Here is a 15405-nt window from a genome sequence, read left to right as displayed (position 1 = left end):
ATTGACAATATTGGTCACTAGTTGGAGAATGCGGTTTCTGTCCTGCTCATTTAAGAAGGGAACCCATGCTTCGGCTCAAATCCACCACTCTTGCTGTTTGCCTGTTGCCTCTCGCCCTGGTGGCGTGCGGCGACGCTACCAATATTGACGATCCACGCAATCAGCCTCCTTTGGTGAGAACGGCTACCGTGTTGAGTGCCGCCGAGACGTCGCGCTCGTTTACTGGCGTCGTTGTCGCCCGCATTCAAAGCGACCTTGGTTTTCGGGTGCAAGGCAAAATACTTGAACGCCTGGTCGATACCGGCGAAAGCGTCAAACGTGGTCAGCCTTTGATGCGTTTGGACCCCGTCGATCTCAGTTTACAAGCACAAGCCCAACAGCAGGCGGTTACCGCTGCGCGGGCTCGTGCCAAGCAGGCTACCGATGATGAAGCACGCTATCGAGGTCTGGTTGCCGCAGGTGCCATCTCCGCGTCAGCGTACGATCAGATCAAGGCGGCGGCCGAGACGGCGAAAGCGGAGCTGAGCGCCGCGCAGGCTCAGGCCGATGTGGCACGCAATGCCACGGGGTATGCCGTTTTGATGGCCGACGCCGATGGCGTGGTGGTCGACACGCTGGCGGAACCTGGGCAGGTGGTTAGTGCTGGGCAGCCTGTTATCCGGCTGGCGCGTGCGGGGCAACGGGAGGCCGTCGTACATTTGCCTGAGACGCTACGCCCCGTGGCCGGGAGCGAAGCCATGGCGATGCGATACGGCTCTGGTAATCCTGCCATTCCCGCGAAACTGCGGCTGCTGTCCGATGCTGCCGATCCTCAGACCCGCACGTTTGAAGCACGTTATGTCCTTGAAGGCGCGCTGGCGAACGCGCCGCTCGGTTCCACCGTCACACTCAATATTGCAGAAGATAAGCTATCTGAGCAGGTTCTTCAGGTACCTATTGCCGCGCTTTATGATGCGGGGAAAGGGCCGGGTGTGTGGAATATATCTGGTGAGCCCATGAAGGTGTCGTGGCATCCCGTCAGCGTGCTTGGGTTGGGTGATGACACGGCAAGAGTCACTGGCGGCCTACAGCCTGGTGAACAGATTGTGGCTTTGGGCGCGCATCTGCTGCATGAAGGCGAAGAGATCCGCATGGCAGAATCGCGTGCTGCCGACACGGCGGGGAACCGACCATGAGTGAGCCACGCTTCAACCTTTCGGCGCTCGCGGTACGCGAACGCGCCATCACGCTCTTCCTTATTATCCTGATTACCGTGGCCGGTATTCTCTCGTTCTTCGAACTGGGGCGGGCAGAAGATCCACCGTTCACCGTCAAACAGATGACTATTATCTCCGCATGGCCAGGGGCGACCGCTCAGGAAATGCAGGATCAGGTGGCCGAACCGTTAGAAAAGCGGATGCAGGAACTGAAGTGGTATGACCGCTCAGAAACCTACACGCGTCCGGGACTCTCCTTCACTATGCTGTCGCTGCTCGATAGTACGCCTCCTTCACAGGTACAGGAGGAGTTCTATCAGGCGCGTAAAAAGCTCGGCGATGAAGCTAAAAACCTGCCGGCGGGCGTTATTGGGCCGATGGTCAACGATGAGTTCTCGGATGTGACGTTTGCGCTCTTTGCACTGAAGGCGAAAGGCGAGCCCCAGCGTGTGCTGGTTCGTGATGCCGAATCGTTGCGTCAGCGTCTGTTGCATGTGCCGGGCGTGAAGAAGGTCAATATTATCGGGGAGCAGTCTGAACGGATCTTTGTATCGTTCTCGCATGACCGACTGGCGACGCTGGGGATTTCTCCTCAGGACATTTTCTCTGCGCTGAACAACCAAAACGTACTGACGCCAGCCGGTTCGATTGAAACAGACGGCCCGCAGGTCTTTCTTCGTTTGGACGGCGCCTTCGACACGCTGGAGAAAATTCGCAACACGCCGATTGTCGCACAGGGCAGAACACTGAAACTGTCGGATGTGGCGACGGTCAGCCGTGGCTATGAAGATCCCGCGACCTTTTTAGTCCGTAATCAAGGCGAGCCAGCGCTGTTGTTGGGCGTGGTGATGCGTGAAGGGTGGAACGGTTTAACGTTGGGGAAAGCGCTGGATGAGGAGACCACCAAGATCAATGAAGGCATGCCGCTGGGGATGACGCTGTCGAAGGTTACCGATCAATCGGTGAATATCAGCTCGTCCGTTGATGAATTCATGATCAAATTCTTCGTCGCATTGCTGGTGGTGATGGCGGTGTGTTTCGTCAGCATGGGCTGGCGTGTGGGGGTTGTTGTCGCAGCCGCGGTGCCACTGACGCTGGCGATTGTTTTTGTCGTGATGGAAGCGTCCGGTAAGAATTTCGATCGCATTACGTTAGGATCGCTGATTCTGGCGCTGGGACTGTTGGTGGATGACGCCATTATTGCCATCGAGATGATGGTGGTGAAAATGGAGGAGGGCTATGGCCGAATAAAAGCCTCAGCCTATGCCTGGAGCCATACGGCTGCCCCGATGCTAGCCGGTACGCTGGTAACCGCCGTGGGGTTCATGCCTAACGGTTTCGCGCAGTCCACCGCCGGTGAGTACACCAGCAACATGTTCTGGATAGTCGGCATTGCCCTTATAGCCTCCTGGGTGGTTGCTGTGGTCTTTACACCTTATTTAGGGGTGAAGATGCTGCCGGAAATCAAAACCGTGGAGGGGGGACATGCCGCCATCTACGATACCCGCCATTACAACCAATTTCGCCGCTTATTGACGAGTGTTATCGCGCGGAAATGGGTGGTTGCCAGCACCGTTATCGTCTTGTTTGTTGTGGCTATTCTCGGGATGGGGGTGGTCAAGAAACAATTCTTCCCAACGTCCGATCGTCCTGAAGTACTGGTGGAGGTGCAGATGCCTTATGGCACGTCCATTGAACAGACCAGTATCACGACGGCGAAGATCGAAGACTGGCTGAAACAACAGGACGAAGCAAAAATCGTCACGTCCTATATCGGGCAGGGCTCACCGCGTTTTTATTTGGCGATGGCACCTGAGTTACCCGACCCGTCGTTTGCGAAGATTGTCGTGCTGACGGACAGTCAGGAAGCGCGTGAGGCACTTAAATTCCGTATCCGTGAAGCCGCGGCTGGCGGGCTAGCGCCCGAAGCGCGTGTCCGCGTGACGCAACTGGTGTTTGGCCCATATTCACCTTTTCCTGTTGCCTACCGCGTCATGGGGCCGGATCCTGCCACATTGCGTGAGATTGCCGATAAAGTGAAAGCGGTGATGCAGGCTAGCCCGATGATGAGGACGGTCAACACCGACTGGGGCCCGCGGGTGCCGACGCTGCATTTCACGTTGGATCAGGATCGGCTGCAATCGGTAGGGCTGACATCAAGCGCGGCTGCTCAGCAACTCCAGTTCCTGCTCTCTGGCGTCCCGATTACGTCTGTGCGTGAAGACATTCGTTCTGTGCAGGTCGTGGGGCGCGCCGCGGGGGATATTCGCCGCGATCCCGCAAAAATAGAAGGCTTTACGTTAGTTGGAGCGGCTGGCCAACGTATTCCTTTGTCGCAGATCGGTGAGGTCGAGGTACGAATGGAAGATCCTGTGCTTCGGCGTCGGGACCGCACACCGACGATTACCGTTCGTGGTGACATCGCCGAAACATTGCAGCCACCGGATGTGTCCGCGGCTATTGTGAAATCACTGCAGCCCATCATTGATACGCTGCCCGCCGGATACCGTATTGAGCAGGCAGGCTCGATCGAAGAATCGGAAAAAGCGACCAAAGCAATGGCACCGCTGTTTCCTATCATGATTGCTATCACGCTGTTGATCATCATCTTACAGGTGCGCTCAATGTCGGCGATGGTGATGGTCTTCCTCACCGCACCGCTGGGGCTGATTGGCGTGGTGCCAACGCTGCTGCTCTTCAACCAGCCGTTTGGTATTAATGCGCTTGTCGGACTGATCGCACTATCGGGGATCCTGATGCGTAACACGCTGATACTGATCGGACAAATCCACCATAACGAGAAGGAAGGCCTCGATCCGTTCCATGCGGTGGTGGAAGCAACGGTGCAGCGAGCCCGGCCCGTATTGCTGACGGCGATGGCGGCGATTCTGGCGTTTATTCCGCTTACCCATTCCGTCTTCTGGGGCACGCTGGCGTACACGCTGATTGGCGGCACGTTGGGGGGAACCATCATGACGCTGGTCTTCCTGCCAGCAATGTACGCCATCTGGTTCAAAATACGGCCCGATAATCAGACGCATGTCGATAAACCCGTATCGGTATAAACCGCAATCCGTGTGACAAGCCCTCGCCACACCACACACCGTGTGGCGAGAGCCATCCAGCCTGCTGGCGCGGAGCGTATTCCTACGCCAGTCACCGCCGTTGAGGTAATCATGAGTACTGAAAGTACATCCACTGGAATGATGGCAAAACCCCATTCCTGCGGAGGCCCGCGATTAACCGGAAAAATTGTCGCGCTATTGGCTGGCCTTTCGGCTATTAGCATACTGTCTACCAATATCATTCTTCCGGCATTTCCCGATATTGGCGAGCAGCTTGGGGCGTCGGCACGTGAACTGGGGTTGACGCTTTCCAGCTTTTTTATCACCTTCTCGTTGGCTCAACTGGTCGTCGGGCCGTTGTCGGACCGTTATGGACGCAAGAAACTGGTATTGGGCGGTCTCTCGCTATTCATCGTGGGTACGGTAGTCGGTGGCCTGGCTGGTTCATTTGAAACGCTGATCATTGGAAGAGTGATTCAGGCGCTGGGCATCTGCGCGGCGGCAGTGTTAGCACGCGCAATTGCACGCGATCTGTTTGACGGTGAAACGCTGGCGCGGGCGCTATCGTTGACGATGATCGCGACCGCGGCGGCCCCTGGATTTTCACCGCTGGTGGGGAGCGTATTGACTATCACATTGGGGTGGCGAGCGATCTTTATACTGGTGGGGCTGGCCGCTTTTGTCATCGCCGTCTTCTATGCTAACGGGTTGGGGGAAACGCATCCCGCTGAGCGTCGCACACCGAGCTCCCTTTCGAGCGTCATCGTGGCGTACGGCAAGCTGGTTGTGGATGGGAAATTTATCCTTCCGGCACTGTCGATGAGTCTGTTGATGAGCGGCCTGTTTGCCTCTTTCGGTGCTGCACCTGCGATTCTGATGAGTGGAATCGGTCTATCCTCACTACAAGCTGGGCTCTATTTTGCCTCCACCGTGTTCGTGGTCTTTGGTGCTGGAATGGCCGCGCCGCGACTGGCTCGCCGTTATGGCCCGAGAAGGATTGCGTCGGTGGGGCTCGCTACCGCGTTAGCCGGTGGGGGCTTGCTCCTGCTTGGGCCGGAAGCGCCAAGCCTGAGCGGGTATACCTTGTCGATGATCGTCTTCCTCTGGGGAATGGGCTTAGCCAATCCACTGGGAACGGCCATTACGATGGGACCTTTCGGGAAAGAAGCTGGCTTGGCATCCGCGCTGCTTGGTTTTTTGACGATGGGAATGGCGGCGATAACAACCTGGCTGGGCTCGGTACTGACGTTTCCCGCGGTCACAACGCTGGGCGGTATACAGGCGACGGCCTGTCTGATAGCACTAATATTGTTTCTCAGTGGCTCACTGACGAGAGCGAATACGCGCTCAAAGGCGTAATGCTGTAAAAATACCTGCTTGATTAACCCGATGCGGAACCCCCGAAGGGGTTCCCGATGCCATGACAGATCTACTTTGCGACAACCTCATCATTGATGGCATAGACCGTGCAACTGGTTGCCCCTTTGCGCTGGAATGTTTCACAGCTCTTGATGGCTGCATTAGCGGCCTCACGACCGGTTCGCGCCCAGTATGCTGTTCCCCATGCCCCGTCCTTGCCTGTCGCAAACGCTTTTTCATAAAGCCGCGCCGCTTCGTATTTTTTGAACGCCTTTTTGCCTGCGCTGTTATTAAGGTTTGCGGGGGAAGCAAGGTGCGTTACTGGTAGGGTGACAACTTCCTCGTATGGCAAGTGTTGCTGTGCAAGGAATCCAGCCACGGTTTTCCACCAGAAACTTTCTGGAGCGGTATCCATAAAGACGTGTCCATTTTTGCCAAAAGCAGGCATTTCAATAAATTCCGCTTTACCTCCACCGCTGCGATAGGCCTCAGAAAAGGCTCTGCCCATTTCTGGGGTGAACGATTGGTCATTGCTGGAATAGAGCCACAGAGAAGGGATGCGTGCCGTGAGGCCATATGTGGTGAATGCGTTAATCAAACCGGGTCTATCACAAAGTGACTTGCCGTCGATGGAACCCCGACCTCCGTCAAAATTGATGATAGCCTGGACGCCGGGTGGGTTAACCGCACTGGTTGCCAGCACGGCAAAGCCACCTGCGGACATACCGGCCAGCACCGCTTTGTCCTGAGAGGCCCAGGGCTGGCGTCTTATTGCCGCAAGCGCCGCCAGCATATCTCGGGTGTCTTTTTCTCCTGCCAGCTTATGCAGCGGCTGCTTACAGGAACCGCCTAAATACTCAGCTCCGCCGCTTGAATAACCGTATCCCTCCCGCAGAACGGTAACCGCAGCATAACCGTGGCTTGCAAAGGCAAGCGCGGTCGACGATGCGCGGTTTGGGTTCATTTCCCAGCGATCAAATTCGGCAGTACCCACGGTCCCATTTGTGATTATCACCACAGGGAGTGTTGTCTGGCTGACTGGCCGCGTGACAAATGCATCGAGTATGGCGGGCTTACCGTTATCCAGCGTGACCTGCAATGAAAGCGGCTCTCTGATCAGGCCGTCGAATTGCTGGTGTTGTAGTGAAGCATGTTGTAGCGAAACATTCGGTGGTGCGGCGATGGAAGAAAAGGTGAGACCAAACAATGCAGTAATGACGGTTACTCTGGTAAAGCTGGCTATAGAGTGATGTCGCATTTTTGTTACCTTGGCTGGTGTTTGATGAGGTCTTTTCATTCAAAACTGTCGGATGAATATCAGGTATTCACTCCGGCCTCAACGGCAACAGAAGGTCTATTGAGCAGTGGTTTAAATTAAAGGCATAGGCCGTGTGAGTCGGGTAGTTTTAAGGGGTTATCAGAAGGTTTGAGGGGCGTGGGGTTTCGCGTTGTTATGAGACAGTTGTTACGAGAAAGTCGTTAAGAGATCTTTGGGGGTCACTCCGTCATCGAACCAACGTGAACCCGAATCTGACCACCAGATTCTCCCGATGCAGAGGGAAAACGAAATGTGCGTCGGGAAGACTTTTTACGTGAAGGCATTGAATAAAATGATAAAAACAAAAATCCCGCTCAAGTTTCCTTAAGCGGGATTTTCTAAATTTGGCTCCTCTGACTGGGATCGCCTTTGCCAGTAACTGGCTAATAAGTAAGCTAAACCTGAATTTACTTTCTGTCAAGACCACCAGAATGACCACCAATTTAGCTCGGATTGAACATACAACGAGTTAGCTTTTTAATCTTTACTACCCTATATATTTCTTTGCAAAACTAGCTAGCTCTTTCGCTCTAACGGGTTCCCAGCCGTTATTGACTGCGAACTGCCTGATCTCTTCTTCTGTTGCTCTGAATCCTTGCTTTTTTAGGCTGGTGAAAATTCGTTTTGCCATGTCTTTATCCGATGGATGACTAAGTCCTGTTGACATGTTGATGCAACGACCTAGGCGTAGAATTTCGTCCCCAACGGGGGGTAATAGCTGTGCTTTTTGCACTTTCCAGGTCGATGGGCCGACTATCTCAGGTGCCCATGTGGATAACCAGCGTTTACCTTCGACCTCTGACCAGGGTAAGAAAACGATGCTATCGACGTTTCGAGCACTATCAACAATATCCATGTCTTTATCAGTTAGATATGTCGCTAACACAATGTCATGGTTGCCATGTACAGAAAAGTTTTTAGGAATATTAAAATCCAACAGAATGTTGTTACCCAAATCGACCTTTTGGTTTTTTAGTAAAGCCTTTGCTGCTTGCTCGCCGAGAAATGTTGCAATATCAGAGTGAGAAAATGTTCCCTTTGCAGGGAACAACAATGTGATTCGCTGCAGTCCTGCATCTTTGCATAGATGATAGGTTTTGCTTATGGCGAGCTTTATATTGTTCTGATTTGAACCGTTGTTCTCTATCAAAAATCTGGATACTGACATGAAAACTCCTTTTACTAAATGTCAAGGGGGACCTCGACATTTTGGGCTAGAGCGTAATATGTTTATTTAATTGTAATGAATACTAAAAATGTGTCATCTTAAACATCGTCACCGTCTTTTTCTGGCTCATCTTCAATTGCTGGTAGGGCCTCAAGTTGTGATTTGAGTTGTTCGTCTAACTGAGTGGCCAATGAAAGAAATGCGGCAAGATTTTTTTGTCGTTTTTCCAGAACTCGCCGTTGCGAACTGCTGGGATGAGTTGTGTTTGCTGGGTTACCACGTAATTGAAAAATACGAAATTCAATTAGATCAATGTCGTCTAATCCAGCTTTTTGTGCCAGTTCCACCCATTCTTGAGATTTATCAATAGAATTTTCTGCGGCTAAAGAGAGGCAATAATCAATCAGGATTTTTGAAGACGAATCGATATTTTCGGCCACTTTTAACCATTTCTGAGTTTCCGTAGATTCCTTTTCTCTATTCGTTAGCCCTAGGTTGGGAAAGAAATATCTCGGCTGTTGGTTTTCAGGATCAAGACTTTCTAAAGCCCTTAGGATGGGTTCTAGCTCTTTAAATGGCTTATTGCCAAATGGTAATTCGTAGCGGTTAGCCCAGAAGGCCCAAACAGAGTCCCTGATCTCAAACTGTTTCGCGATGCGCATAGTTTCATTCGTGGTATTTTCTGCGTCGTAAATCAGTTCTGCAATATGGTGAGCCATCCAACGGCCTAACGTATCAACAGAATTGTTTAACTCAAGTTCTTCAACCAACTTTTTCCCCAGTTGTATAATTGCCGTGTAGCGTTCGGAAGGTTCCGTCATGTTTAACGAGGAAGATTCTGGTACTTGAGGGGATATTCTCGAGCTCATTTTCATTACTCCGCCCATATCTGTCACTCCGCGAGTAGCGATTTACATCAACCTCTATAATGAGATCCATGTTTAATGTAGTTAACACGTTTTTGATAAAATCTACAGAGGCGCAAAGTTTATGACCACTTGGTTTTTCGTCTTCATTTTTTTCTGCTAGGTTACCCCAGATACTGGAGATCATTTCTGGTTCGGTGCTATGAGTGGTATGCCATACTCGCTGGTCTTTATCCGTAGTTAATTTCATGGTTTCAACGATAAACGGCGCTGGCTTAGGTAACGGGAATGTCACATCACCAGCCCATGGGTCGTGTTTATCAATGCCTTTATATTCACTGATGTCTTTAATCCATCCCTTTAATTGATAGGACATATGATCAATTTCCATATCCTCACCAGCACAGGGAATTTTATAGTCATATACATTTTCGGCAGTTTGTAGTGCCCGGAGTAAAGAGAATGATCTTTCAGGTGAAATTAAGGCCGTATAAACGGAAACTGATTCTCTTCGATCGGTACGATTCTCTGACCAGTGCCCCCATACGGTCAGCAATCCAGCTGCGGGATTTAATGCTTTGTCAAAAATGTTTTCTGAAATTGATCCCAGCCATTCATTGAGATTACCAGAAGTATCATTAATCCAGCTTGGTCTGATCTCGGGTTGCGGATCTCGCCGATCAGCGAGCCAACGGCCATCGCGGCGTGAAATATCATGTCTTTTGAGCCAGTCCTGAAAAACATCTTCTACTTCGTCGTAACGACTATCAACCAGAGGTTTGGTCGCTAGTAGCTTTCCAGCGCACATGAACATTGCATGATAGGAGAGATAAAAATGGTAATCATCAACACGTGGATAGGAACCATGGCTGTGATGATTACCTCTGTCTTGATAGTAGCGTCGTTTATTACGCTCATCTTCTTTCCAGTTACGGCTTCCTTTGAAACCAAAGTCATTGCGAATAATACGTAACATTTCAGGTTCAAGCTGTTTTTGAGATACTCCAAAACAGCGGCCTAAAGGTTTCAACCAATATGGGCCAAAATCGATACCAAAAGTGTACGAATCTTCGCCTATTAGGCTTTCAGATTGGCTCACTGTAGAGTCATATGTTGACTGGTTTATGTTGCAAAGTTTGTCCCTTTCTTGATTGGTTATAGATATCAACCTGGCTTCACTAAGTGCGAGCAGGGTTCTGGCGGCAAAAAGACGGATTAATACATGTGGCTGTTCACTTTTGGCATAGCGATAAAAATAATCGGTGTAGGGTATCAATGCTTTTCCGTCATCTTGTGCAGCACGTGCAACAGCAATTAATAACCATAATTGAGCGTGAAGGGTATAGAAGGGAAGATTGCGATCGCAAAAAGGCTGCGTCGAGCAATTTTCTGCATATTGAAATATTCCTTGAAGCACTTCGGAACGTTCTAGTCGACAAAGCATAAGAACTGCATGGGCGGCTTCCCAGCGAACGGTTGATTCTGGCGACGCTAGCCTGGCCCATATATACCCCGCAAGAGAATCCTCTATCTGAGTTGGGGGAATTAATGTAGGTCCCCATGGGCCATCACCATCTTCCTCTTTCAATACTTCATTGAATAAGTCCAGTCCATAAGACAGAACATTTAATGCTTCTTCTGGGGTCAATCTATTAACCAATAGCCCGACAAGGCTAAACAACTGTCGTGAATCTGATGGTTCTGGTGATTCAGATGTCGCATTTAGAACAATACTGATTAACTCATCTTCATTGAGCCCGGAAAGTTTGCTGGCAACCTTAAAAGGGAACACTTCGTAGTAGCGATCCTTTCTAATAAGCATGCAGAAACGCTGGCAGTAACTTTTGGTTACTGAAGCAATAGCTGTTTTTATGCTTAACCGGGTTGTCCATTCCTCAGGGATGGATTCAAGAAAAGTCCCGAAGCTATAAAGGCTGATCTCAGATAAGTTACCAAAAGCGTTAATAAAGTCTTTTTCTTTGCCAAAACTAATACGAGTTATCGCCTCTTGAATAAATAACCCGGTTGAATAGAGATCAGGTTCATGACGGAAGTTTTGGTATGCGATAGAAATCCCTTCGGATGTGGATAAATCACACATGTTAAAAACTCTTTGCCATGCTGCTTTAGCTTTTTCGTCAGTTTCAGTGGTGTGGTCGCTTGTTGATTCCAAATCTGATCTGGACTGATCTTCAACTGAAATGTTTATATTAAGATCAGTGATATTTATTCCGATGGACAAAGCTATGGTTTTAATTCGTGTTAATTTTTCTGAACGAGGTGAGGTGAATTGGATGTAATTATAAACCCATTGAAAAAGCGTTTGTTTGTCCTGATCATTTTTACATAAAGGCAAAGCAGCTATCAACAACTTATCTTCGTCCCACGCTTCCCGGAAAGGGATTAATGCTGTTGCATCAAGTGGATTTATTTTATTTTTCTTTACTAGTTGTTCTATCGTTATCGCCAGTATATTTCGGTGATCGCCAAACGTACGATCTCGCCAACGGCTAATGATGGTCAGAGTGGAAGATGGGCATAATTCAGACAACGCTTTTATCGTATCATTCCATGCAAAATGTTTATCACGATCAACATATTCTCGAGTTACTTCGGCACAGCGTGAAAATTTATAGGCAATTTCTGGCGATGCTATGTTTTTGTCGGCAATGTATTCCGCCAGATCAAGTAATGCTCCCCATCGTTCCAGATTTTCATCACCGAGTTTATTGGTGACCTCAATAGCGAGGTTAAAATATTCTTGAGCTTCTGACTTATCGAGTAAAATAAGCGATCTAGCTATATCGATATAGTTCTCAGCTTTGGTTTGTGCGTCAGTGTGGTCATCCTTCCACAAAGATAGTGCCTGTTGCGCGAAGATAAATGAAAATTTTTCAAGCCCAGTTATCTGCGAGCAAAGACGGGAAAATCTGTGCAATGTCGGTGTAAAGACCCGATTGTCTTTATGCTGATACCATGCAATGATTTCTTCGATATCAGCACAGCTAATATCTCCGACTTCAGATAAAATATCGAACCAGATATTAGCAATTTCATCACTACTAGAGGAATGTTCCGAGTATGAATACCCTTTTATTTCCGCTGATAACTTTTTTGCATCAGCGAGTCGATTATCTAACTCAGCCTTGGATACTTTCCCTAAAAGAGCTTTAGCCCATAAGTTATACCAAGGAATTAACACACCACTATATTGCTTTAGTTTGCGAAGCTCCTGTGATTCACTATGCTTTCTTTCAGCGTTTATCTCTTCAATGACTTTTTCAGATGCAATATCACTCAAACTTAATGGCGAATTAGTTAATGTAGCGCGTAGCGCATACATTCGTATATATTGCACACGTTCTTTACTGTGTTCAGAGGACAGGGCATTCGGAGCGAATTGGGGTAAATAGCGGTTTAAAAGTGTTATAGCTTCGTTGTCATTACAGACATTAAGCTGTAGCGCCATTTCAACCATGCTGGTTATTGCTGCTATTGTCTGATTATCAAATGAGTATCTGATTTTTATTTTCAGATGAGAGCTAGCTAATAAACGGTAGCCTCTCTTTATAGATTGTTCAGATAATTGGTAATGGAATTGTCTGGCAATCAATATAATAGCCAAAATTAATCCAATATCATTTCCTGCCGCAATAGCTAACTGGTTCAGCTCTGTATAACGGCCATGATCCAGTAGTTTTTTGGCAATGATTATGCCGGCATCGAAAGATAATTCCCGAGGTCGCCATTGGCGAAGGCTTCTTGCCGCTTCATCTGCACCATGAATATTGAGATAGGCGATAGCCATAACAGCTATATCCTGAGCGGTGACGTTTTCTCTGCTGCGTTCATCATCATTTAGTGAACTCCAGTTATCTAACCATTCCAGAGCAATACGCAGTCGGCTACGGGCGTCACCAGAGAGCTCAGGAAATTCCGATAAAAGTGCAGAGTTGTAGACGTTTAGTGATCCAACCCAACCAGTATCAGAAAAGGCACGGCGTGAGATAAGCTCCTGGACACTGTGGTTGTCCATAAATTTTGCAGTCAGATCAAGATTATCCTGCAATAATTTTCGCTGCCTGCTGTCGCCAGCACTTTCTCCACCTGCTTTAAGCGCAAGTTTTGCAGCATCCTGATACTTCTCAAGGCGTAAGGCTGCTTTCAGGGCAAACTGCAGTCTTTGAAATTCAACATCACGACGTTCGATAGGACTCGTTTCTGGCAGCCCTTGTGATGTCATTGCCAGAGTGACGAGTTCCGAAAACTGCCCAGCCTCAAGCATTAACGGTGGTAATACTGACGCAGCGTAGGCACTGTTTTTTGTTAACGGCGTCAGTCGGGCAATAAACTGACGAAGCTCTTTTTCTTTAGGGCGATATCGTTCCTGAAACCAAGTTTCAGCGGGTTCATCAAAGAACTGGATAGTATCCCCATTGACGATTAACGGCCGCCCAAGATCCAACACAAAACTTTTTATTGCGGATTCATCAATTTCGGCGATGGCAGACAAAATAGCGATGGGAATGAGTGGGCGAAGTACAGCCAGTGCAGCACAAATAAAATCGATCTGCGTACGTTCTGTATGCCCAGTAGCATCTTTCAACTGGCCGATGGCGGCTTCGAGTACTTCTCCGATAGTATCTTCCACCGTTTTGGGATTAGGACCTAATAATCTCAATGTTTCTGGCAGTGATAAACGTCGCGAAAGTGACAACGCCTGAACTCTGGGGTTATGAGAGCTTAGTCTATGGAATTCATCCACATCCTGCTCATTTGCATCCGGGAATATTCCACGCAGGTGTGCGGCAGTTTCGTTACGGTCGAAAGGTTGTAACGTCAGGCTGGGCGTGCCGGGGCGTGGATCAAGCAGGCTCTGCCTATGTGGTCTGCATAGTGCAACAATACAAACTCCTGCAGGAATATTCTCTCTGAGTAGATCTCTTATAAATGAACGTGACTCGTTGATTTCGTCTGCAGCCATTTGTGCATTATCTGCGGCATCAACAATAATGCACAATATTGCCTCAGGATGTGACGCTCGAAGCGTGGAAATTCCCTGAGAAATACGATGCATAAATGCACGCATATAGTGAGAAATGTCAGTACTGGCATTCGGAATTAAAGGATGGCATAGGCCATGTGAGGCTATCTCATTGGCAATCTGCACTAATGCGGTTCGGTGGTGATGACGATAGGCCGAAGCATTACGATATTGTCCATTACCAAAGCAGTCATACAGAATACTGACTGACCCCTCAGGCAGGTGTTGATGAATGCGGGTTGAGAAAATTGATTTGCCGACACCTGCGTCGGCATGAACGATGATAGGTGAGTCCATAGACTCAACAATATTTTTGACCAGTGAAATCTCTTGTATTCGAGGTATCACATTTTCAATTTTCTCTATCAGGCAAGGTGCGGGGAACAGATCTGTTTCGTCTACCCCTAACGCACGTAAAACATCCATTCTGGTAATCGCTGGATCTGATGCACTTTCTGATAGCGCCTTCCGGGTAATAAGTTCTTTTAGATTCAGCGGGGCTTGGGTGTCAAGATCAGGGAGATATCCGTTAGATTCTCTCAGGAGAATATTTCGCTGTTCCCAGTAACCATCCTGTCGTTCTTCAATGTGAAGCATTTGGCAAAAGGACACCAACCTTTGATCTTCCAGACCTGTGAATTTTTTTAGTTTAGCAAGGTCGTCTGGATGGCGAGGAGGGCGTTGATTTGCCATATCTGTAATTGCTTCACTGAAACTCGTACTGACAGGGCGGTTAGTGACAAACCATAATTCAAGCTTAGTATGCAAGGATTCAGCAGGAAATCGCTGCAAAAGTTCTTTATACCGTTTAGCGAATCCTTCTATCGTTTTCTGTAATCCGCTGGGGGGCCATGCAGTTTCAGCATGTAATGTTGAATGCTTCAATTGCATATATCTGACAGTAGTAGCTTGCTCGAACTCATTACTGCCATAGTATTCGGCAATATCAATGATCTCTTCGCCTTCCTCCACCGATGGTTGTGATCCCATTTCCGCTGTCGAAGCACCTTCAATGGTAATTGCAGTTAAAGACGCTTTAGGGTCTAACAATCGGAGGGCTCGGCGGGCAGCCCAAAGATAGTGAAATTGATCTCCATCCCTACTGGCTCGAACAAGCAAGCTGTCTGACATTGAAATTGTCCTTAGATTCAGATAGGCCTTCTTGATTATAACCCCTTACATTTTAAGTGACTATCTGCACGATGGAGTTGATGTGAAATAGAGCTGAGCGGCGTAAACGCTCCCGTCTTAATCGGCACGGATGACCATTTATCTACGTTTATCACGAAGAACTAAAATCATTCGCCCAAACCCCAAACCCCAAACCCCAAACCCCAAACCCCAAACCCCAAACCCCAAACCCCAAACCCCAAACCCCAAACCCCAAAC

General features: G+C 48.8%; 7 protein-coding genes. 3 read left to right on the top strand and 4 right to left on the bottom strand.

Going from position 1 to position 15405, the window contains the following annotated elements; all coding sequences use genetic code 11:
• Positions 1–65 precede the first annotated feature (65 nt).
• From NXT09_RS10475 to NXT09_RS10465, 3 genes are all read left to right on the top strand, one after another.
• Complete coding sequence (locus NXT09_RS10475) at positions 66–1175, top strand: efflux RND transporter periplasmic adaptor subunit (RefSeq protein WP_268579638.1); 1110 nt, start codon at positions 66–68, stop codon at positions 1173–1175.
• Positions 1172–4261: an efflux RND transporter permease subunit gene (locus NXT09_RS10470; RefSeq protein ID WP_268579637.1), complete on the top strand. Its 3090-nt coding sequence runs from the start codon at positions 1172–1174 to the stop codon at positions 4259–4261. The genes NXT09_RS10475 and NXT09_RS10470 overlap by 4 nt, the downstream gene beginning before the upstream one ends.
• Positions 4262–4372: 111 nt before the next feature.
• Positions 4373–5620, top strand: coding sequence for a multidrug effflux MFS transporter (locus NXT09_RS10465; RefSeq protein ID WP_268579831.1), 1248 nt, complete (start codon positions 4373–4375; stop codon positions 5618–5620).
• Positions 5621–5690: 70 nt separating this feature from the next.
• Here NXT09_RS10465 and NXT09_RS10460 read toward each other — a convergent pair whose 3' ends face one another.
• The 4 genes from NXT09_RS10460 to avs3a all read right to left on the bottom strand — a co-directional run bounded on the left by NXT09_RS10460 (position 5691) and on the right by avs3a (position 15147).
• Positions 5691–6878, bottom strand: coding sequence for a CocE/NonD family hydrolase (locus tag NXT09_RS10460; RefSeq protein WP_268579636.1), 1188 nt, complete (start codon positions 6876–6878; stop codon positions 5691–5693).
• Positions 6879–7425: 547 nt separating this feature from the next.
• Entirely contained in the window at positions 7426–8106 is a 681-nt protein-coding gene (locus NXT09_RS10455; protein WP_268579635.1) for a DUF1889 family protein, read from the bottom strand.
• Between the two features lie 98 nt (positions 8107–8204).
• The gene (avs3b, locus tag NXT09_RS10450) at positions 8205–8876 is read right to left on the bottom strand and encodes an AVAST type 3 anti-phage protein Avs3b (protein WP_268579634.1); all 672 of its coding nucleotides are present in this window, start codon (positions 8874–8876) and stop codon (positions 8205–8207) included.
• Positions 8869–15147, bottom strand: a complete 6279-nt coding sequence (avs3a, locus tag NXT09_RS10445) for an AVAST type 3 anti-phage nuclease/ATPase Avs3a (protein WP_268579633.1) — start codon at positions 15145–15147, stop codon at positions 8869–8871. Before avs3a ends, avs3b begins: the two co-directional genes overlap by 8 nt.
• Positions 15148–15405: the final 258 nt, after the last annotated feature.

The sequence above is a fragment of the Pectobacterium jejuense genome, from assembly GCF_026800125.1.
GTDB classification, from domain to species: domain Bacteria; phylum Pseudomonadota; class Gammaproteobacteria; order Enterobacterales; family Enterobacteriaceae; genus Pectobacterium; species Pectobacterium jejuense.
Note: the sequence above shows the minus strand (reverse complement) of the source record. Positions and strands in the feature narration are given on the sequence as shown.